This is a genomic window from Brucella sp. IR073, from assembly GCF_049065735.1.
Classification (GTDB): Bacteria; Pseudomonadota; Alphaproteobacteria; order Rhizobiales; family Rhizobiaceae; genus Paramesorhizobium.
The window spans coordinates 268,464-287,501 of record NZ_JBAKHD010000004.1 but is presented as its reverse complement, the minus strand read 5'-3'; the positions used below and the strand labels follow the sequence as shown (position 1 = coordinate 287,501).

The window sequence follows — 19,038 nt, the reverse complement described above, 5'->3', positions numbered from 1 at the left end:
GCCGTTAAATAAGAACAGAATTAATGACTGCCTGTCGCAAAACGTGATCTTGCGCCATGCAACCGCCGTCGTGTTTGCAGGTTAATAGGCGATTTACCTACTTTAAGGCGGAGGCACGATCATGCGGTTTCATGAAGAGCACAGGCGCGATGCCGTTTCGGCGCTTACACGCGCACAGCGGGAGGCGGAGGAAGATTTCCATAGGGCGACGTGCCATAAGCGCCTGCCCGATGATGTTCTTGGCGGCCTTACCGGACGCTGCACCACGGAAATGGCGCCGCAGAATTATCTGGTTTCGGAAGATTTCAACCTGACGGTCCATCACCGCCGCAAGCGCTTCAGTTTCTGGCGGCGGATGGTGCAGAAGCATCCGGGCGCGGTTTAACACATTATCAGATCCGCCTGCCCGCCTCGTCGAAGAGGTGGAGGTCAGCAGCGCTGGCGCCCACGCGGATCTTTGCGCCGGGCTGCATCACCGTCTTGCCGGGAACACGAATAACGAGCTGTGTCTTGCCGGTCTCGCCATGGATATAGCTCTCCGCGCCGATGGGCTCGGTGGCGCGGACAGTGGTTTCGAATAGGACGTCTGGCTTCCCGTCATCCACAACGAACAGATTCTCCGGCCGGATGCCGAGCGTGACGCTGTTTGCCGGTAGGGACAGACTGCCCACCGGCGTGCCGTTGGCAAGTGTCGCCTGCCCTTCCCCGCGTCTCAGCGGCAGAAGGTTCATGGGCGGTGCGCCGATGAAGCTGGCGACGAACAGGCTCGCCGGTTTTTCATAGACGTCGAGCGGCGCGCCGATCTGCTCGATCTGGCCGCCATTCATCACCACCAGAATATCGGCGAGCGTCATCGCCTCCAATTGGTCATGGGTGACATAAACGCTGGTGACGCCCAGCGAGCGTTGCAGATTGCGGATCTCCACGCGCATCTGGCCGCGCAGCTTGGCGTCAAGATTGGACAGCGGCTCGTCGAACAGGAATACTTTCGGATTGCGCACGATGGCGCGGCCCATGGCGACGCGCTGGCGCTGGCCGCCCGAGAGCTCGCGCGGGCGGCGCTGCAGCAGGTGCGCCAATTCCAGCGTCGCTGCCGCCTCACGCACCCGGCGGTCAATCTCCGGCTTCGCCATGCGTCGATTGCGCAGGCCATAGGCCATGTTGTCATAGACGCTCATATGCGGATAGAGCGCGTAGTTCTGGAACACCATGGCGATGTCGCGCTCGGCCGGGCCGAGATCGTTGACCTTGCGCCCATCGATGGCGATTTCGCCTTCGGTGATGGATTCGAGCCCGGCGATCATGCGCAGAAGCGTGGACTTGCCGCAGCCGGACGGTCCGACGAGCACACAGAGCGCGCCGTCCTCAATCGCGAGGTTGACGTTTTTCACGGCTTCCACGCCGCCGGCATAGATCTTGCGGACTTGTCTCAGATCGACGGGCGCCATTTATTTCTCCATTTCGACGAGGCCGCGAACGAACCAGCGCTGCATGAGCAGGACGACGAGGATCGGCGGCAGGATGGCGAGGATCGATGTCGCCATCACCAGATGCCATTGCGTATCGGCATCGGCGAAGGAAATCATCTTCCTGAGGCCGATGACGATGGTGTTCATGTCGTTGCGGTTGGTGACGAGCAACGGCCAGAGATATTGCGTCCAGCCATAGATGAACTGGATGACGAACAGCGCGGCGATATTGGTTTTCGACAGCGGCAGCAGGATATCCCTAAGGAAGCGCCACGGCCCTGCCCCATCCACCCGCGCCGCCTCGACAAGCTCGCCCGGAATGGTCATGAAGAACTGCCGGAAGAGCAGCGTCGCCGTGGCCGAGGCCATCAGCGGCAGGGTCAGCCCGGCATAGGTATCGATCAGGCCGAAATCGACCATCACCTTATAGGTCGGCAGGATGCGCACCTCGACCGGCAGCATCAGCGTGATGAAGATGAGCCAGAAGAAGGTCATGCGCAGCGGAAAGCGGAAAAACACCACCGCATAGGCCGACAGAATGGAGATGACAATCTTGCCGACGGCGATGAGCACGGCGACGACTGTGCTGTTCCAGAGCATCTGCCACACGCCGACGCCGCCCATGCGGATGGAACCGCCGAAGAGCGCGTCCGTATAGTTTTTCAGAAACTCGCCGCCCGGCAGCAGCGGCAGCGGTGGGCGCAGGATGGTCTGCAGCGAATGGGTCGAAGCGACGAAGGTGTAGTAGATCGGAAAGGCGACGACAAAGACGCCGATGAGCAGGACGGCATGGGCGAGGATGCGGCGTGAGGTGCGGTTTTCGATCATCTGGTTTCCCTCACCCATAATGCACGCGGCGTTCGACATAGCGGAACTGGATGGCCGTCAGCCCGATGACGATGACCATCAGGATCACCGACTGCGCGGCAGAGTCGCCCAGGATCAGATTGACGAAGCCGTCATTATAGACCTTGTAAACCAGCGTTTCGGTCGCCTTGCCCGGCCCGCCGCCGGTCACCGCATGGATGATGCCGAACGTGTCGAAAAAGGCGTAGACGGTGTTGATGACGAGGAGGAAGAAACTCGTCGGCGCCAGCAGCGGAAAGACGATGGTCCAGAAGCGCTTCGTCTCCCCTGCCCCGTCAATGGCCGCCGCCTCGGTCAGTGATCTCGGGATCGCCTGGAGCCCAGCCACGAAGAACAGGAAATTATAGCTGATCTGCTTCCACGCCGCCGCTGCGACGACGAGGATCATCGCCTGCGGACCGTTGAGTAACGGGTCCCAATCGAGTCCGAGCTTGCGCAGCATCACGGCGATGGTGCCGATGGACGGATTGAACAGGAAAAGGAACAGCATTCCGGCTATGGCCGGCGCGACCGCATAGGGCCAGATCAGGAGCGTGCGATAAAGCCCGCGCCCGCGCACCACCTTATCGGCCATGACGGCGAGGTAGAGCGCCGGGATCATCGCCAGCGCCGCGGTGGCGACGGAAAAGATGACTGTAACTTGAAGGGCGTGAAGATAATTTGGGTCGGAGAGAACCCGCTCGAAATTGGCAAACCCGACAAACTGCGTCGAAAGCCCGAACGGGTCTTCCCGCAGCACAGACTGATACATCGCCTGCAATGCTGGCCAATAGAAGAAGATAGCGGTTATCGCAAGCTGCGGCGCGAGCAGAAGGTATGGCAGGAGTTTGTTGGGAAAGATCGCGCGGGGCATTCATGGTCCTCGACGGTTATCTTCTCCTTCCCCCTTGCGGGGAAGGTGCCCGCGTTAGCGAGCGGATGGGGGTGGTGACGGATGCGCTTGCTTTGAAGACCGTCGCGCAAACGTCTCCACCCCACCCGACCCTTCGGCCACCCTCCCCGCAAGGGGGAGGGAAGGCGCTCACACAGGCTATCGCATTACTTCCCCAGCGCCTGCTTGATCGCGGCATTCCCGCGCGAAACCGCATTGTCCAGCGCCTGCTGCGCGGTCTGCTGGCCAGCGAGCATCTTTTCGAACTCTTCGTTCTCGATGTCGCGCACCTGCGGCAGGTTGACGAGGCGGACGCCCTTGGAGTTCTCGGTCGGCGCCTTGCCCATCATCTGGAGGATCGGCGTTTCGCGGCCGGGGTTCTTCTCGTAGAAGCCGGACTTCTTGGTTTCCTCATAGGCCGTCATCGTCACCGGCAGATAGCCCGAGACCTGATGCAGGCGCGCCTGGATTTCCGGCTTGGAGAGGAATTGGAAGAAAGCGGCGACGCCCTTGTACTTCTCGTCCGATTTTCCGGCGAAGACCCAGAGGCTCGCGCCGCCCGGAATGGTGTTCTGCGGCGCGCCCTGAGCGTCCGAATCATAGGGCAGCTGGCCGATGCCGTAATTCATGCCCGACTTGACGATATCGCCGAGGCCGCCCGAGGACTCGGTCAGGATGCCGCACTCACCGGCGAGGAATATCTGCTTGGCTTCCGAAACGCGGCCGCCATAGCGGAACACGCCATCCTTGGCGAGGTCGGCGATTGCCTGAAAGTGCTTCACGAAGATGGGCTTGTTGATCTCAAGCTCAACATCGAGCCCGGCAACCCCATTCTCCTTAGTGCCATAGGGAACATTGTTCCAGGCGGCGAAATTTTCGAGATGAATCCAGGTGAGCCAGGTCGAGGTGTAACCGCAGGGCGCAGCGCCCGAGGTCTTTATCTTGCGCGCCGCTTCCCAGACCTCGTTCCAGGTCTTGGGCGGGTTGTTCACGTCGAGCCCGGCCTTCTGGAATATGTCCTTGTTGTAATAGAGGATCGGCGAGGAGCTGTTATAGGGAAAAGACAGCATGGTGCCATCAGGCTTCGAATAATAGGCGACGATACCAGGCAGGTACTGGCTCTTGTCGAAGGTGCCGCCGCCTTCCGCAAGCACTTCCGCCACGGGCTTGATCGCGCCCTCTGCGCCCATCATGACGCCGGTTCCGGCATCGAAAATCTGGATGATATCCGGCGCCTGTTTAGCGCGGAACGCGGCAATGCCGGCATTGAGCGTTTCCGGATAGGTGCCCTTGAAGGACGGGACGACCTTATATTCGCTCTGGCTTTCGTTGAATTCCTTCGAAAGCGTCTCGACCACTTCGTTGTTGGCGCCGGTCATGGCGTGCCACCAGCTGATTTCGGTGACGGCGAAGGAGGATGTCGTGGACATCAGAGTCACAGCGGCGGCGAGGCCGATGGAAAATCCCTTGGCTTTCATGAGTAGTTCTCCCTGTCATGCCCGCGTCTGATCGCGCCGGCTTGAGGGCAGTATCGGTTTTATGTGACAGTCAGACAACCGCAATTTTGCAGTTTTGTGAACAATCGGGAGGGGCGACACCTCGCGAGAGGCTGCATTTTCTGCTTTAAAGATGAGAGAAAGTTTCATATATATGTTTTTCAGAAGAGTTCTAAACTAGGTCCGGTTCGGCGGTTCGCCGCAGGCCCGCAAGAACAAGGAATTCACGCCATGCGCCTCACCCGCCAGACCAATTATGCGATCCGGATGCTGATGTACTGCGCGGCCAATGAGGGCCGGCTGAGTCGTGTACCCGACATCGCCAGGGCCTATTCGGTCTCTGAGCTGTTCCTTTTCAAGATTCTGCAGCCGCTCGTGGAAAACGGCCTGGTCGAGACGGTGCGCGGCCGCAATGGCGGCGTGCGGCTTGGGCGTCCGGCCAATACGATCACGATTTTCGACGTGGTGCGCGTGACGGAGGAGAGCTTCGCCATGGCCGAATGCTTCGAAGTCGATGGCGGCGCGGAATGCCCGCTGGTCGATAGCTGCGCGCTCAACTCGGCGCTGCGCGAAGCGCTTGGGGCGTTCTTCGAGGTGCTGGCGAAATATTCGATCGCCGATCTGGTAAAGGCGCGGCCGAATGTTCGGTCCTTGCTGGGGCTGGAGGAATTGCAGCAGCTGGCGGCGGGATGATTTGGCCAATAGGCATCCCGCGGGCCGTCATTCTCGGGCTTGTCCCGAGAATCTGCCATAAAAACAGGGTAAACCACCACCGTCCTGACAGATTATGCCTCGGCAGATTCTCAGGACAAGCCCGAGAATGACGGCAGAACGAAGCGCGTCGTTCTCCCCAGCCCTCTAAGCGGCCGATTGCGGCAGCACGAATGGTGTGCCACCCGAAGGACTGACGCCAACCCGCAACGCGCATTCATAAACGCGCAGGATGCGGTCGTCGCAGAGCATATCTCTCGCGCTCCCTGCCCCGTCCACCTTCCCGCGATGCATCATGACCACCTTGTCCGCGAACATCGCGGTCAAGTTCAGGTCGTGCAGGATAGCGATGACGCCCCCGCCTCGCTCTGCGAAGCTTTTGGCGATGCGCATGATGATGAGCTGGTGCTTGATGTCGAGGCTCGACACAGGCTCGTCAAGAAAGAGATAGCGCGGCTCGCCGTTCAGGACCGGTTCCCATATCTGGCAGAGGACACGGGCAAGCTGCACGCGCTGCTGTTCCCCGCCCGAAAGCTCCTGATAAAACCGTCCGGAAAAACCCTCCAGATCGACCAGGGCGAGCGCGCGGTCCGGCAGGGCTTCGATGTCGTGTGTGCTCGCCCCGGAATAGCCGCTGGTGAGGCCGAGGCGGACGATCTCGCGCACCGTATAGGGAAAGGAGAGCGAGGTCGCCTGTGGCAGCACGGCGCGCATGCTCGCCATCTGCCAGGGTTTCAGCGTCCCAAACGGCTTGCCGTTGATGGAGGCGTTTCCGGTGAATGGCAGATCGCCGGAGAGCGCGCGCAGCAGCGTTGTCTTGCCCGATCCGTTCGGCCCGACAATGGCGGTCAGTTCGCCGGGGCGCGCTTGAAAATCGACATTCTCGATGATCCGCTTGCGACCGATGGCGACGCAGAGACTTTTGGCTTCGATCATGGCTGCCTCAGAGATCGACGATTCCGCGCCGGCGCAGCAGAATCCAGAGGAAGAAGGGAGCGCCGGCCAGCGCGGTGACGATGCCGATCGGCAGCTCCGCCGGGGCGACGATGGTACGGCTCACCGCATCGGCAAGGAGCAGCAGAATCGCGCCCAGCAGCGCAGATGCGGCAAGCAGGTAGCGGTGATCGGGGCCGATGACCAGACGCAGCAGATGCGGCACGATAATGCCGACGAAACCGATGCCCCCGCTCACCGCGACGGCCGCGCCGACCGCGGCAGCAACGGTGACGATGGCGACATTCTTCAGCCGTTGCACGGGAATGCCCAGATGGTGGGCCGAAGCCTCGCCCAGCGCCAGCCCGTTGAGGCCGCGCGCCAGAAATGGTGCTGCAATAAGCGACAATGCGATGATCGGGCCGGAGGCCGCGATCTTGGTCCAGGTCGCACCGGCCAGCGAACCCATCTGCCAGAAGGTGATATCACGCAATTGCCGGTCGTCGGCGATGTAGATGAGCGCGCCGCTCAGCGCCACCCCCAGCGCAGCCAAGGCAATTCCGGCCAGCAGCATGGTAGCGACGGATGTCTGGCCACGGCGTGTGGCGATGCCGTAAAGGAGGAAGGTGGTGACCAGGCTGCTGAGGAATGCCATCAGTGGCAGCGTATAAATGCCCAGAACCGCTGCGACGGGGGCGAGAACCGTGCCGCCGAAAATGATGCTGGCTATGGCTCCGACGCTTGCGCCCGAGGAAACCCCGACGAGGCCGGGGTCGGCCAGCGGATTGCGGAAAAGCCCCTGCATGACCGCCCCGGAAACGGCCAGGGCTGAACCGATCAGCACACCCATGAGAATGCGCGGCAGGCGGATGTCGAGCACAATGATGCGGTCGCGCTGCGGGATTTCCTGTGCGGAGAGCCAGTGCGTCACCACGCTCCACGCCGATGCGTCGGACGCGCCGGCGGTGAGGCTGAACAGCATGGTGGCGACGAGCAGAATGGTGAGCAGGACGATGCCGACGCGGGCGGTGTGAGAGCGGTCGCCATGCCCACGCTCTGCTTCATAGACATATGTCCCGGTAAATTCCGTTCTTTTCAGCATGGCGGGACAGTACCCTCCTCTGCCCTGCCGGGCATCTCCCCCTCAAGGGGGGAGATGGGCCGACAACGCTGGCGGTGTCTACCCTGCAACGATTGCGATGGGTGCCAGGCATTCGTGGAGGCGTAATCTCCCCCCTTGAGATGGAGATGCCCGGCAGGGCAGAGGGGGGTATCTGGGCTGAGCATTTTCATTTTCACGCAATGCTTCAATGCGCCGCAGCGTCGCCGTAAAGCGCGACCGACAGATCATGCGCCGCCTTGGCGGTACGCGGACCGAAGCCCAGGAGATAAAGCGCCTCCATGCGGATGAGCTTCCGGTTTGCCGCCGCTGGAGTGCCGGCGAAGGCGGGACTGGCGAAAACCTCATCGTCGCCGGCGGCGTGGTTGCCGGTGCGGTCCATCATCAAGACCACATCGGGCGCCGCCTTGCCGACCGCCTCGTCGTTCAACTGCTTGTACCCCTCGAAACCCTCGACGGCATTCACGCCGCCGGCGAGCTTGATGATGCCGTCGGCGGCGGTGTTCTTGCCCGCTGCCAGAATACGGTCGCCCTGCATCGACAGGATGAAGAGCACGCGCTTGCGTTCCTTGATGCCGGAAGCGTTCTTTTCCGCCGCCGCCAGTTCCCTGTCCACCGAGACGGCGAGCTTGTCCGCCTTCTCCTCGACATTAAGCGCCCTGCCGACGGCCTTGATCTTTTCGACCACGCCTTCATGCGTATAGCGGTCCGGTACGGTCACCAGCGGTACGGATGCCTTTTTCAACACATCCAGCGCCTCGCGCGGCCCGCTACCCTCGATCATGAGAATGCCGGTCGGGTTGACCGAAAGGACGCCTTCCGGCGAGAGCGCACGCATATAGCCGACATCGGGCAGTTTCAGCGCCTCCTCCGGATAAAGGCTGGTGGAATCGCGCGCGACGAGGCGCTTTTCCTCGCCCAGCGCATAGACGATCTCGGTCAGTGCCCCGCCGATGGAGACGATCCGGGAGATGTCGGCGAAGCTTGCCTGCTCCTCGGCCAGCGCGGGGCCGCCAGCCGAAGAGGACGCAACAAGGAGAATGGCGAAGAAGCGGCGCAACGCCTTGGTCATGCTGGTTTCCTCACGCCGCCGTCGATTGCGCCACGCGCGGCAGGCTCTCGATGAGCGTGCGCCAATCGGTTCGCTCGGCTTCGCCCTCGTGCCGCTGGCCGAAGAACTGGATAATCAGTTCGCCGTTCACGTCATAGGCCTCGAGCGACGTGACATGACCGTCCTTGGTCGGCTTGCGCACGCCCCAGACCTCATGAATATGGTCGGTGCGCAGGTGCAAGTGGAAGGTCGGGTCCATCACATTGAGCCACGGTCCCATGGGCTTCAACTCATGGATCGGCCCGGAATGGATCTGAATGCAGCCGCGATTGCCTACAAAGCACATGATCGGCTGTCCGCTTTCGGCGGCCTTGCCCATCATCTCGGCGACGGCCTCGGTCCCGAGTTCCCAGGCATAGTCCTCGCCGACCACCTTTACCGCCTGATGCCGGTTCAGCTTGAAATCCTTGAGGATGCCGACGAACTGATGCACATCGGTCATCTGGCTCCAGCGGCTGCGGAAGTCGTCGCGATTGAGCTCTTCGACATTGGCATATTCCTTCGCGCCATAGGCCACCGTCTCGATGCTGCGCGACTGGTCGTCGGAACGCATGGATTCAACCAGCGCAAAATAGGCATTGAGGTCGGAGGCCGGGCGCAGATGGATTTTGTGAACCGCCTCGCCGGATTTATCGAAGAATTGCAGGCTGCGGCGCACGTCCTCGCCATCGCGCTTCTCGACCGCGAAGCCATGCGCCCACACCTTCGGGAAGATACGCAGGTCGATATCCTTGCCGAGCGTCAGCGCAGCATGCTCGCCGCGATGGATATTTTCATAGACGCCGATCTTTTCATGCACCGCGCTCTCATTGCGCGTCAGCGCCATCACCTCGCCGACCGCCTCGATGCCGGAAAGCAGCGCATCGACATCGGCGCGAAGGCGAATGACGCCGTCGCCGCATTGCGCGGCCACATAGTCCGCCTCGGAAATGTTGAGCAGCTGGGCGAAATCGCGTTCGCGCATCTTCGGGTTCTCGGCGCGGGCGCGCAGAATCTCCTCGGGAGAAGGCTTCGTGTGGGTAGAAGGCTGAGAATTTTCGGTCATGTCGATTGCCTATTTATTCAGGATGAGTTTGCCTTGCCGGGTGATCTTGAGCCGGTAGAGAGAGCCGGCGTGCTCGATCCCCACCTCGGTGGAGCCTTCGAAAAGCTCGCTGCTGCCATAGGTTTTCAGGGGATGCAGCGGTTTGCGGCCGGAAGACGCGCCGGGCGATCCGGCGGACGCCCCTGCCCCTTGCGGTGCCTTCATGTCGATGAAACTGCGGCTGTTCATTCTCGCGTCCCCTATTTCCGGAAGGCTCGGCACAATACCCCCGCGCCGAGCCTATTCTTGATAGAAATTATCATGTTTTTAGCGCCGTGCAATAGCGGAGTATGATACTCAACTTATCAGCACAGGCACCCGACCCTTCGGGCCACCCTCCCCGCAAGGGGGAGGGCAAGGGTGCCTTAGAACCGCTGCGTCAGGGAGATTTTGAAGGTGCGGCCGGGCTCGGTGTAGTAATCCTTCGCTAAAGTGGTGCTGTCCGGTATGTCGAGTGCGTTCCAGTACTTCTTGTCGAAGAGATTGTAGACACCCGCCTGCACCCGGAGACCCTTGAACTCCTTCGGCTCCCACCAGCCGGTAACATCGACGGTCGCGTAACCAGGGGTCTTGTTATAGTCGGACTCAGGGTTCTCAACCTTGTCCCGCTTGGCAACTGCTGTCAGCGCGATGTCGGTGCCCCAGTTGTCGGTCGCATAGCCGAGACCGACCACGCCCTTGAGCGCCGGAACGGAGTTCAGATATACATCCTCGTCTGTATCTTTGCCCTGCGCGAAGGCAATTCCGCCCCAAGTCTTCCAGCCATTGCCGAAGGCGTAATGGCCCTTGGCTTCGATACCGTAAATCTGCACATGGGCGCGGTTGACATATTTGGTAATGCCCATCGGGAACATGCCGGGAGGCACGCCTGCCTCGGAGGCAGTCATGCTGACGGTATCGATGAAATTCTTATAGTAATTGTTGTAGATGCTGACCGATCCGCCGATCTGGTCGTCGCCAAGCTTCGCGCCGATTTCAAAACCATTGCTCGTTTCAGGTTTCAAGTCCGGATTGCCAATGTTGAGATAGGTGCCGGGAGCGCCATAGCTCATATAGAGCTCCGTCGAAGACGGCGCGCGGAAGGCCTGCGCCCATTGCGCATAGAGCGTGACGTTCTCCGCCGCGTCCCATTCGGCCCGCAGCTTGGGAGAAAATTTCGAGTCGCTTGAATCGGCCGGATACCCTGTGAAACTTGGGTTCTTTTCATAAAGCGGCGTTTCCTGCGGCTCCCGCTCATACCAGTCGAAGCGCAGCCCCGGCGTGATGCGCAGCCGGTTGTCGTAAAGCGCGATCTGGTCTTCCACGAACAGGCCGAGGGTGCCGCCGTCCACTTCAGGCATATCAGCCTGATTGGTATGCAGAAACGCGCAGCCGAATGGCGGCCTGGGGGTGGCATCGCAATTGTCCTCACCGAACGCCGCCTGCTTGACCGTGCTTAGATAGCCATCCATGCCAAACTTGAAGGTGTGGGTGTAGCCGCGGAGTTCCACTTCCTTCTGGCCGATCAGGTTGATGCCCAAATCGGTTTCCTGGATGGTGTTGTCGCGACTGTAATTGCCGACGGGCGCGGACCTTCGTATAGCGCGCGTATCGTCTCCCAATTCCTGTCGCTGCCAGTAGAGGATCGCCGACGCTTGGTCGAGCCACGCATCGCCCGTGCCGTCATAATCATAGGTGGCGGATATGCGCTCGCGCTTGCGGGTGTTGTTTTCCCAGAACGTCCCGGGCTCATAGGTGGGCGAAGCCGTGAGCTGATGAATATCCTCATCCTGATAAAACCGTTCCGCAGCTATCCCGAACCGATGCCCGCCGTCGACGTGCTGGTTCAACTTGAACAGTAGATTGTTCTGGTCGTACTCGGCCGGGTTCTTCTCGGTGCGGGTCGTGCCGAAACCGCCGATATCGCCCATGTTCTCGCGTTCCTTGCCGGCGCGGTAGCCGCCCTGGAACAGGACATAGGTGTTGTTCGCCCGCGCGGCGAAGGCCTGGTTGACGCTCCAGCTCCGGTCGGAACTGTCAAAGGAACCCTTGGTGATGCTGCCCCAGTTCTTGCCCTCGGTGATGAGGTCCTCGGGGTTCAGCGTCCGTAGCGCGACGACGCCGCCCAGCGCGCCGGAGCCGAACAGGCTGGAATCCGCACCCTGGATAATATCGAGCGTCGAGAGGGTGTCGAAATCGACGGTGGACAAGCCGCCCTTCACGCCGCGCGCGCCATCATCGAGCCAGGGAATGCGGATGCCGTCCACCGTCGTCAGCACGCGGTTGTCGCCGAGACCGCGAATGTTGATGCTGTCGCTGGTGCGGTTGTAATTAATGCCGGGATCGAGGCGGGCGATATCGTCGATGCGGTCGACCTGGCGCTCCTGCATCTCTTTCGCCGTCACCCGCTCGGTCAGCACGGTGGGCGCGTCGATAGCGGTCTTCTTCGCCTTGCCTTCCACGACAATCGGCTTCAGCTCGACCGCATCCTTGTCTTTCGCCTCTTGTGCCACCGCCATCGAGGCGTTGAGCGCGCCCAATGCCGCGCAACCGAGCCAGAATTTCTTTGAAAGCTTGTGCATAGCCCCACCCGCATGAAAATCACGAAAATGATGTTGGCTGGCGCAGGCGCAACGGCCTTGGGCTGGCTATGTGAAGCCGACGTACAAAATATGATTTTTTTCGTCAAGATAATTGTTGCGGCTCAAACAGCTTTGAATTAGCTTTTCGGTATCCAAGGGTTTTGACAGGGGGATAGAGATGCAGCACCCGATGAAGACAGGCCGACTTCTGACCGCGGTTTTGGCTTTTTCTTTTGGTGCTGCCGGGCAGGCGCTGGCCGAGGATACGGCCCCGGCGCCTGCCCAAAATTCAGCGCCCGGGCTCAATCTGGAGCTCAATGCGCTCGATCCGTCCGAAAAGGGTTGCCGGTTGACCTTTGTCGCCACCAACGGGCTGAACGTGCAGTTGGACAAGGTGACGTACGAGATGGTGCTGTTCAACGCCGAACAGCGGGTCGAGCGCCTTACCCTCCTTGATTTCAAGACACTGCCCGCGGGCAAGACCAAAGTGCGCCGCTTCGACCTCGCCAATATCAAATGCGACGCCATCAGCCGTATTCTCATCAACGATGCGACGGAATGCACGGGCGAAGGCGTGGCCGCCGATGCCTGCATCAAGCAGCTGAAGACGGAGTCCAAATCGTCAGTGCGATTTGGCATCTAGCGCCAGCCCAGGGCGCCAATCGCGAAATTGTGATGATTTGCCGCACCGGGCGGATTTTGCCCTCCCCGGTGCGGTCCAGGGCAAATTTCTCTTTAAAGCTGGGCGCTTCGCTCAAGTTTAGAATTCTTCTAACTTATTGATTTCCGGTGTCATTTAAGAACATGTCATTTGACATCTCCGCCGGTTCTCCCCCATATGAGGGTGCGCTTGTTGATCAAGCACCTTTGATGTCTGGGCCTTTAACCCTTTCGATTGGAGGAACCTGTGACCGGTTCAGCATGGCCGCACACTATTGCGGCACCCGTTTTCTGGAATAGTTTAGGACGTTCCGCGTCGGCGGCTCGCTTTTATAAGGGCGCCCCGATATCGGATACTTGCTGCACCGGCGATAATTCTTCCAATCATTTCAACAACATCGGAGGCTTTGCTCTCTGATGCTTGTTTGCCATTGCAATATTATTACTCAGAAAGAAATCGAGGAGACGATCATCTCGCTTCTCGATGAAGATTGCTGGCAGCTTATAGTGCCGGCCAAGGTCTATCATGCCATGAGCAAGCGCGGCCGCTGCTGCGGATGCTTCCCAAACGTCGTCGAAACGATCATAAGGGTGACCGAAGAGTATCATCTTCGGCACGACCAGAACGACAGCAAAGTCATATCGTTCATCGATCGTGTTCGTTCGCTACGACAAACGTACGGGAGCATGCAGCATGAAAGGCGACATAAAGGTCATCGAGCGGCTTAACGAGGCACTGTTCCTCGAACTGGGCGCCGTAAACCAGTATTGGGTGCACTACCGCCTTCTCGAAGACTGGGGCTACAAGCGCCTCGCCAACAAGGAGCGTGCCGAATCCATCGAGGAAATGCACCACGCCGACCGCATCATCGAGCGCATCATTTTCCTCGAAGGCCATCCGAACCTACAGACCGTCGCGCCTCTGCGCATCGGCCAGAACGTGAAGGAAGTGCTCGAGGCCGATCTCGCCGGCGAATACGACGCCCGCACCTCCTACAAGAAGTCCCGCGAGATTTGCGACCAGCTTGGCGATTACGTGACCAAGCAGCTTTTCGACGAGCTGCTGAAGGACGAGGAAGGCCATATCGACTTCCTCGAAACCCAGCTCGAACTGCTCGCCAAGATCGGCGAGGAGCGCTACGGCCTGCTCAATGCGGCACCGGCGGATTCGGCGGAGTAAGTTCGCCCCTCCTTCCCCCTTGCGGGGATTGAGGAGCGTTCGGCCCAAGGCCGAGGAAAAGCCAATGATTTGGCTTTTCCAGCGACGAAACTCGCGGTAGCGGGCGGATGGGGTGGCGACGTTGCGCTTTTGTTGAAGAACGTAGCGCGCGCGTCACCATCCCCACCCGACCCGTCGGGCCACCCTCCCCGCAAGGGGGAGGGAAGGCGCGAGCCCGGCCTGCGCCTCTACAGGCATTTACGAAACACCCCCCTTTGTGCTAATGCGCGCCGTTTTCTGAAATCAGGACCCAATTCATGAACGCTCCGCGCGTCAGCTTCGTCTCTCTCGGCTGCCCGAAGGCACTGGTCGATTCCGAACGCATCATCACCAGCCTCCGCTCGGAAGGCTATGAGATTTCGCGCAAGCATGACGGCGCGGATCTTGTGATCGTCAATACGTGCGGCTTTCTCGATTCGGCGCGCGACGAGTCGCTGCAGGCCATCGGCCAGGCGCTCAATGAGAACGGCAAGGTCATCGTCACCGGCTGTCTTGGCGCAGAGCCGGAGGTGATCCGGCAGAAGCACCCCAAGGTGCTCGCCATCACCGGCCCGCAGGCCTATGAAAGCGTCATGGCGGCGGTGCATGAGGCCGCCCCGCCGGCGCACGATCCGTTCGTCGATCTGGTGCCGCCGCAGGGCGTCAAGCTGACGCCGCGCCATTATGCCTATTTGAAAATTTCCGAAGGCTGCTCAAACCGCTGCTCCTTCTGCATCATTCCGGCCCTGCGCGGCGATCTGGTCTCCCGCCCCGCGGCCGACGTGCTGCGCGAGGCGGAGCGGCTGGTGAAGGCGGGCGTCAAGGAAATCCTCGTTATCTCGCAGGATACGAGCGCCTATGGCGTGGACCTGAAATATCAAGAGAGTGTCTGGCAGGACCGTCAGGTGCGCGCGAAATTCATCGACCTGGCGCGGGAGCTGGGGGAGATGGGCGCGTGGGTGCGAATGCACTATGTCTACCCCTACCCGCATGTGGATGAAGTCATTCCCTTGATGGCTGAAGGCAAGATCCTGCCCTATCTCGACATTCCCTTCCAGCACGCCTCCCCCCAAGTGCTGAAATCCATGCGCCGTCCCGCGCATCAGGAAAAGACCTCGCGCCGGATACAGCAATGGCGTGAGACCTGCCCGGACCTCGCCGTCCGCTCCACCTTCATCGTCGGCTTCCCCGGCGAGACGGAGGAGGATTTCGAGATGCTGCTCGACTGGCTGGAAGAAGCCAAAATCGACCGCGCCGGCTGCTTCAAATATGAGCCGGTGAAAGGCGCGAAGGCCAATGATCTGGGCCTGCCGATCGTCCCGGAAGAGGTGAAGGAAGCCCGCTGGCACCGCTTCATGGCAAAACAACAGCAGATTTCGGCCAATCTCCTGAAGAAAAAGGTCGGCAAGCGTCTCCCCGTCATCATCGACGAGGCGAACGGTACGGTCGCCAAAGGCCGCACCCGCTATGACGCGCCGGAGATCGACGGCGCTGTTCATATACAATCGCGCAGGCCGCTGCGGGTGGGTGATATCGTGACGGTGAAGGTCGAGGCGAGCGATGCCTACGATCTGCACGGGATGGCGGTGTAGTCCCTGATCGTCATTCTCGGGCTTGTCCCGAGAATCTACCATAAGGTGACGATAAAGCGATTATCATACCGACGGATCATACCGTTGTAGATTCTCGGGACAAGCCCGAGAATGACTGGCAACCTTTAATTCGCCCCTTCCGGCGCTGGCACTTCCGACTTCTGTTTGCAGTCTTTCAGCCAGATATCATAGACCGGATGCTCGATGGCGTTGAGGCCGGGGCTGTCCTTGAACACCCAGCCGGAGAAGATGCGCTGGATCTTCCGGTTGAGCGTAATTTCATCGACCTCGATGAAGCTGTCGGTTTTCGGCGCTTCGTTATCCGTACGCGAATAGCATACGCGCGGCGTTACCTGCAGCGCGCCGAACTGCACCGTCTCGTTCATATAGACGTCGAAAGTGGTGATGCGGCCGGTGATCTTGTCAAGGCCGGAGAACTCGGCGATGGGATTGGCGATGCGCTCGGCGGAGGCGGGAACGGCGGCGGCGGCCAGAAGGCAGAGCGCCAAGGCGATCTTCGGGGACGCGTGAAGCGATTCGCCTGCCAGCGGCCTTGCGAAAACCCGAGGGAAACGTCGCGTCGTATGGCGGTGCATTGTCAAATTCGGTTTCCGCATGAACGATATGGAACAACTCCCCATCCCCGGGGGTACAATTCATACCCAGGGAATGTGGTTGTTCAAGGCCACCGGCCAATAAATCTCTGGCAATCCGCTGAAAATCAGCTGCCGGGTGTCCAGGCGTCGTAATCGCCGGTCACGCGCGGACGCTCGCCCAGGCTGGCGATGGAGCCCTTGGGGCGATAGGCATAGGGTGTGCCGGTCAGATTAGGTTGAAACGGCTTCTGCCAGTCCCAGGGCTTGTAATTCTCCTCCGACGGCGGCGTATCGACGCGATGATGAATCCAGCCATGCCAGCCAGCAGGAATTGCGGATGCCTCGGTGTAGCCCTTGTAGATCACCCAGCGGCGCGTACGGCCTTCCGAGTCGGTTCCGCCCTGATAATAGACATTGCCGAACTCATCCTCACCGACACGCTGGCCCTTGCGCCAGGTATGAAGGCGCGTGCCGATGGTCTGGCTGTTCCACCATGTGAAAATCTGAAGCAGAAGGGTCTTCATGGCATTCCTAAGTCCATTGTCCCTCGCTAGCCGGAGAGACCGATGAAAGAATTGAGCCGGTTATGGCCCCATCGCCCGGCCAAGGCAAGAGTGAAATTAATTGCACTATGAAGTGCGAAAATTAAAGCGACCAGTCGGCAAGCGCCTTTTCCATGGTCAACACGGTAATCCCCGAGTTCGGCTCGCCCCAATTTTCAATGACGCTGCCAGTCCTGGTATAGCCCTTGGCCTCATAGAAGCGCAGCGCCTTCGTGTTCTTCTCGATCACCTCGAGCCGAAGCTTGCGGACATTGGGGAACGCGCTCTCGATCTCGACCAGCAGAAGGCCGCCAACGCCTTGCTGCTGGCGATCGGGGCGCACATAGAGCTGGTGCAGGCTGGCGAAGGTCTGGTCGCTCTGGCTGGCGAAGGCCATGCCGTAGAGATCGGACCCGTCATCGGCGAGGATGAATTCCGAATAGGGCTTGGACAGCTGCTTCTTCAGCGCCTCGTCCGAATGCCACTTATTCGTGATCGCATTGACCGTCTCGACGCCGAAGACGTCATCGAAGGTCGCATGCCATGTCTCGACCAGTAGTTCCCGAACGGCGGGAATGTCGTCCTTCGTCGCGGTCCTTAGCCACATCTCAATCAGCGCCTTATTCGATGCCCAGCTTGGCCTTTACGAGATCGTTGACCGCCTGCGGGTTGGCCTTGCCGCCGGTCGCCTTCATCACCTGCCCGACGAACCAGCCGGCAAGCGTCGGCTTGGCCTTGGCTTGCTCCACCTTGTCCGGGTTGGCGGCGATCACCTCGTCCACGGCCTTTTCGATGGCGCCGGTGTCGGTGACCTGCTTGAGCCCACGCGCTTCCACCAGCGCCCTCGGGTCGCCGCCCTCGTTCCAGACGATCTCAAACAGATCCTTGGCGATCTTGCCGGAAATAGTGCCTTCCTTGATGAGATCGATGATGCCGCCCAACTGATCCGGCGATACCGGCGATTCCTCGATATCCTTGCCCGCCTTGTTGAGCGCGCCCAGGAGATCGTTGATCACCCAGTTCGCCGCCGCCTTGCCGTCGCGCCCCTTGGCGACGGCCTCATAATAGTCGGCAATGGCCTTTTCGGTGACGAGGATCGAAGCGTCATAAGCAGAGAGGCCCTGCTCGCGGATCAGCCTTGCCTTCTTGTCGTCAGGCAGTTCGGGCAGCTCGGCGGCGAGCGCATCCACGAAAGCCTGATCGAACTCCAGCGGCAGCAAGTCGGGATCGGGGAAATAGCGGTAGTCATGCGCCTCTTCCTTGGATCGCATGGACCTTGTCTCGCCCTTGACCGGATCGAACAGGCGCGTCTCCTGATCGATCTTGCCGCCATCTTCCAAAATGGCGATCTGTCGCCGCGCTTCATATTCGATGGCCTGGCCGACGAAGCGGATGGAGTTGACGTTCTTGATCTCGCAGCGCGTGCCGAACGGCTCGCCGGGACGGCGCACAGAGACGTTGACGTCCGCACGCATCGAGCCCTCGTCCATATTGCCGTCGCAGGTGCCGAGATAGCGCAGGATGGTTCGCAGCTTCGTCAGATACGCCCTCGCCTCTTCCGACGAGCGGATGTCAGGCTTGGAGACGATCTCCATCAGCGCCACGCCGGAGCGGTTCAAATCGACATAGGACATGGTCGGATGCTGGTCATGCATCGACTTGCCCGCATCCTGCTCCAGATGCAGCCGCTCGATACCCACTTCGATATCCTCGAACTGGCCCTTGGAATCAGGCCCGACCGAGACCGTGACGGTGCCTTCGCCGACAATCGGCTGCTTGAACTGCGAAATCTGATAGCCCTGCGGCAGATCGGGATAGAAATAGTTCTTCCGGTCGAACACCGATTTCAGATTGATCTGCGCCTTGAGGCCAAGGCCGGTGCGCACCGCCTGCCTGACGCATTCCATATTGATGACGGGCAGCATGCCGGGCATGGCCGCATCCACCAGCGAGACATTGGAATTGGGCTCCGCGCCGAAGGAGGTCGAGGCGCCGGAGAACAATTTCGAATTCGACGTCACCTGCGCATGGACTTCCATGCCAACGATCACCTCCCATTCGCCGGTTGCACCGGAAATGAGACGTTTAGGCTCAGGCGTACGCGTATCGATAATGGTCATGCTGCTTCGTCACATCAATGGATTCCAAGTCCCTATTCGCTAGTGCAAAGCACCGGTTGAGGCAAGAGCGGAAACAGTTTTAGCGACATCCTTGCGTCCCGAGCGGA

20 protein-coding genes are annotated in these 19,038 nt (G+C 60.2%); 6 read left to right on the top strand and 14 right to left on the bottom strand.

What is annotated here, in order from left to right; all coding sequences use genetic code 11:
- Window positions 1–121: 121 nt before the first annotated feature.
- Window positions 122–385 (top strand): hypothetical protein, encoded by a 264-nt coding sequence (locus ACOWVG_RS10770; RefSeq protein ID WP_420962101.1) that lies wholly within the window; start codon window positions 122–124, stop codon window positions 383–385.
- A 7-nt stretch (window positions 386–392) separates the two neighbouring features.
- Here ACOWVG_RS10770 and ACOWVG_RS10765 read toward each other — a convergent pair whose 3' ends face one another.
- The 4 genes from ACOWVG_RS10765 to ugpB form a co-directional block, all read right to left on the bottom strand.
- Entirely contained in the window at window positions 393–1,448 is a 1,056-nt protein-coding gene (locus ACOWVG_RS10765; RefSeq protein WP_420962100.1) for a sn-glycerol-3-phosphate import ATP-binding protein UgpC, read from the bottom strand.
- Window positions 1,449–2,297: a sn-glycerol-3-phosphate ABC transporter permease UgpE gene (gene ugpE / locus ACOWVG_RS10760; RefSeq protein ID WP_420962098.1), complete on the bottom strand. Its 849-nt coding sequence runs from the start codon at window positions 2,295–2,297 to the stop codon at window positions 1,449–1,451. It abuts the gene before it with no gap.
- A 10-nt stretch (window positions 2,298–2,307) separates the two neighbouring features.
- Window positions 2,308–3,189 carry a sn-glycerol-3-phosphate ABC transporter permease UgpA gene (gene ugpA / locus ACOWVG_RS10755; RefSeq protein WP_420962097.1) on the bottom strand — a complete coding sequence of 294 codons (882 nt, stop codon included), beginning with the start codon at window positions 3,187–3,189 and terminating at the stop codon, window positions 2,308–2,310.
- 185 nt (window positions 3,190–3,374) lie between these two features.
- Window positions 3,375–4,685 carry a sn-glycerol-3-phosphate ABC transporter substrate-binding protein UgpB gene (ugpB, locus tag ACOWVG_RS10750; RefSeq protein ID WP_420962095.1) on the bottom strand — a complete coding sequence of 437 codons (1,311 nt, stop codon included), beginning with the start codon at window positions 4,683–4,685 and terminating at the stop codon, window positions 3,375–3,377.
- A gap of 249 nt (window positions 4,686–4,934) precedes the next feature.
- Between ugpB and rirA the strand changes: the two genes are divergently transcribed.
- Window positions 4,935–5,396: an iron-responsive transcriptional regulator RirA gene (gene rirA, locus ACOWVG_RS10745; protein WP_420962094.1), complete on the top strand. Its 462-nt coding sequence runs from the start codon at window positions 4,935–4,937 to the stop codon at window positions 5,394–5,396.
- A gap of 165 nt (window positions 5,397–5,561) precedes the next feature.
- Here rirA and ACOWVG_RS10740 read toward each other — a convergent pair whose 3' ends face one another.
- The 6 genes from ACOWVG_RS10740 to ACOWVG_RS10715 form a co-directional block, all read right to left on the bottom strand.
- On the bottom strand, window positions 5,562–6,350 hold the full coding sequence (locus ACOWVG_RS10740; protein WP_420962092.1) for a heme ABC transporter ATP-binding protein: 789 nt from the start codon (window positions 6,348–6,350) through the stop codon (window positions 5,562–5,564).
- 7 nt (window positions 6,351–6,357) lie between these two features.
- Window positions 6,358–7,449, bottom strand: a complete 1,092-nt coding sequence (locus ACOWVG_RS10735; RefSeq protein WP_420962091.1) for a FecCD family ABC transporter permease — start codon at window positions 7,447–7,449, stop codon at window positions 6,358–6,360.
- Window positions 7,450–7,654: 205 nt separating this feature from the next.
- On the bottom strand, window positions 7,655–8,539 hold the full coding sequence (locus tag ACOWVG_RS10730; protein ID WP_420962089.1) for a heme/hemin ABC transporter substrate-binding protein: 885 nt from the start codon (window positions 8,537–8,539) through the stop codon (window positions 7,655–7,657).
- A gap of 10 nt (window positions 8,540–8,549) precedes the next feature.
- Window positions 8,550–9,623, bottom strand: coding sequence for a hemin-degrading factor (locus ACOWVG_RS10725; protein WP_420962088.1), 1,074 nt, complete (start codon window positions 9,621–9,623; stop codon window positions 8,550–8,552).
- 9 nt (window positions 9,624–9,632) lie between these two features.
- Complete coding sequence (hemP, locus tag ACOWVG_RS10720; RefSeq protein ID WP_420962415.1) at window positions 9,633–9,827, bottom strand: hemin uptake protein HemP; 195 nt, start codon at window positions 9,825–9,827, stop codon at window positions 9,633–9,635.
- A gap of 200 nt (window positions 9,828–10,027) precedes the next feature.
- Complete coding sequence (locus ACOWVG_RS10715) at window positions 10,028–12,223, bottom strand: TonB-dependent hemoglobin/transferrin/lactoferrin family receptor (protein WP_420962087.1); 2,196 nt, start codon at window positions 12,221–12,223, stop codon at window positions 10,028–10,030.
- Window positions 12,224–12,401: 178 nt separating this feature from the next.
- On the opposite strand from ACOWVG_RS10715, the gene ACOWVG_RS10710 reads away from it, so the two are divergent.
- The 4 genes from ACOWVG_RS10710 (at window position 12,402) to rimO (ending at window position 15,673) form a co-directional block, all read left to right on the top strand.
- Window positions 12,402–12,866: a hypothetical protein gene (locus tag ACOWVG_RS10710; RefSeq protein WP_420962086.1), complete on the top strand. Its 465-nt coding sequence runs from the start codon at window positions 12,402–12,404 to the stop codon at window positions 12,864–12,866.
- Between the two features lie 434 nt (window positions 12,867–13,300).
- Window positions 13,301–13,612 carry a (2Fe-2S)-binding protein gene (locus tag ACOWVG_RS10705; RefSeq protein ID WP_420962084.1) on the top strand — a complete coding sequence of 104 codons (312 nt, stop codon included), beginning with the start codon at window positions 13,301–13,303 and terminating at the stop codon, window positions 13,610–13,612.
- Window positions 13,578–14,063 carry a bacterioferritin gene (bfr, locus tag ACOWVG_RS10700; protein WP_420962082.1) on the top strand — a complete coding sequence of 162 codons (486 nt, stop codon included), beginning with the start codon at window positions 13,578–13,580 and terminating at the stop codon, window positions 14,061–14,063. The genes ACOWVG_RS10705 and bfr overlap by 35 nt, the downstream gene beginning before the upstream one ends.
- Window positions 14,064–14,359: 296 nt before the next feature.
- Window positions 14,360–15,673, top strand: coding sequence for a 30S ribosomal protein S12 methylthiotransferase RimO (gene rimO, locus ACOWVG_RS10695; protein WP_420962080.1), 1,314 nt, complete (start codon window positions 14,360–14,362; stop codon window positions 15,671–15,673).
- A gap of 125 nt (window positions 15,674–15,798) precedes the next feature.
- On the opposite strand, the gene ACOWVG_RS10690 is transcribed toward rimO, so the two are convergent.
- From ACOWVG_RS10690 to gatB, 4 genes are all read right to left on the bottom strand, one after another.
- On the bottom strand, window positions 15,799–16,188 hold the full coding sequence (locus ACOWVG_RS10690; protein ID WP_420962414.1) for a DUF2155 domain-containing protein: 390 nt from the start codon (window positions 16,186–16,188) through the stop codon (window positions 15,799–15,801).
- Window positions 16,189–16,394: 206 nt separating this feature from the next.
- A complete protein-coding gene (locus tag ACOWVG_RS10685) occupies window positions 16,395–16,793 on the bottom strand; it encodes an NADH:ubiquinone oxidoreductase subunit NDUFA12 (protein ID WP_420962078.1) in 399 nt (132 codons plus the stop codon).
- 121 nt (window positions 16,794–16,914) lie between these two features.
- Window positions 16,915–17,418 carry a GNAT family N-acetyltransferase gene (locus ACOWVG_RS10680; RefSeq protein ID WP_420962076.1) on the bottom strand — a complete coding sequence of 168 codons (504 nt, stop codon included), beginning with the start codon at window positions 17,416–17,418 and terminating at the stop codon, window positions 16,915–16,917.
- A 13-nt stretch (window positions 17,419–17,431) separates the two neighbouring features.
- Window positions 17,432–18,931 carry an Asp-tRNA(Asn)/Glu-tRNA(Gln) amidotransferase subunit GatB gene (gatB, locus tag ACOWVG_RS10675; protein ID WP_420962074.1) on the bottom strand — a complete coding sequence of 500 codons (1,500 nt, stop codon included), beginning with the start codon at window positions 18,929–18,931 and terminating at the stop codon, window positions 17,432–17,434.
- Between the last annotated feature and the right edge of the window lie 107 nt (window positions 18,932–19,038).

Excerpts from the sequence above, each read along its gene's own strand:
- ACOWVG_RS10770 (WP_420962101.1), top strand. The coding sequence starts at position 122 with ATGCGGTTTCATGAAGAGCACAGGCGCGATGCCGTTTCGGCGCTTACA.
- ACOWVG_RS10765 (WP_420962100.1), bottom strand. The coding sequence starts at position 1,448 with ATGGCGCCCGTCGATCTGAGACAAGTCCGCAAGATCTATGCCGGCGGC.
- ugpE (WP_420962098.1), bottom strand. The coding sequence starts at position 2,297 with ATGATCGAAAACCGCACCTCACGCCGCATCCTCGCCCATGCCGTCCTG.
- ugpA (WP_420962097.1), bottom strand. The coding sequence starts at position 3,189 with ATGCCCCGCGCGATCTTTCCCAACAAACTCCTGCCATACCTTCTGCTC.
- ugpB (WP_420962095.1), bottom strand. The coding sequence starts at position 4,685 with ATGAAAGCCAAGGGATTTTCCATCGGCCTCGCCGCCGCTGTGACTCTG.
- rirA (WP_420962094.1), top strand. The coding sequence starts at position 4,935 with ATGCGCCTCACCCGCCAGACCAATTATGCGATCCGGATGCTGATGTAC.
- ACOWVG_RS10740 (WP_420962092.1), bottom strand. The coding sequence starts at position 6,350 with ATGATCGAAGCCAAAAGTCTCTGCGTCGCCATCGGTCGCAAGCGGATC.
- ACOWVG_RS10735 (WP_420962091.1), bottom strand. The coding sequence starts at position 7,449 with ATGCTGAAAAGAACGGAATTTACCGGGACATATGTCTATGAAGCAGAG.
- ACOWVG_RS10730 (WP_420962089.1), bottom strand. The coding sequence starts at position 8,539 with ATGACCAAGGCGTTGCGCCGCTTCTTCGCCATTCTCCTTGTTGCGTCC.
- ACOWVG_RS10725 (WP_420962088.1), bottom strand. The coding sequence starts at position 9,623 with ATGACCGAAAATTCTCAGCCTTCTACCCACACGAAGCCTTCTCCCGAG.
- hemP (WP_420962415.1), bottom strand. The coding sequence starts at position 9,827 with ATGAAGGCACCGCAAGGGGCAGGGGCGTCCGCCGGATCGCCCGGCGCG.
- ACOWVG_RS10715 (WP_420962087.1), bottom strand. The coding sequence starts at position 12,223 with ATGCACAAGCTTTCAAAGAAATTCTGGCTCGGTTGCGCGGCATTGGGC.
- ACOWVG_RS10710 (WP_420962086.1), top strand. The coding sequence starts at position 12,402 with ATGCAGCACCCGATGAAGACAGGCCGACTTCTGACCGCGGTTTTGGCT.
- ACOWVG_RS10705 (WP_420962084.1), top strand. The coding sequence starts at position 13,301 with ATGCTTGTTTGCCATTGCAATATTATTACTCAGAAAGAAATCGAGGAG.
- bfr (WP_420962082.1), top strand. The coding sequence starts at position 13,578 with ATGAAAGGCGACATAAAGGTCATCGAGCGGCTTAACGAGGCACTGTTC.
- rimO (WP_420962080.1), top strand. The coding sequence starts at position 14,360 with ATGAACGCTCCGCGCGTCAGCTTCGTCTCTCTCGGCTGCCCGAAGGCA.
- ACOWVG_RS10685 (WP_420962078.1), bottom strand. The coding sequence starts at position 16,793 with ATGAAGACCCTTCTGCTTCAGATTTTCACATGGTGGAACAGCCAGACC.
- ACOWVG_RS10680 (WP_420962076.1), bottom strand. The coding sequence starts at position 17,418 with ATGTGGCTAAGGACCGCGACGAAGGACGACATTCCCGCCGTTCGGGAA.
- gatB (WP_420962074.1), bottom strand. The coding sequence starts at position 18,931 with ATGACCATTATCGATACGCGTACGCCTGAGCCTAAACGTCTCATTTCC.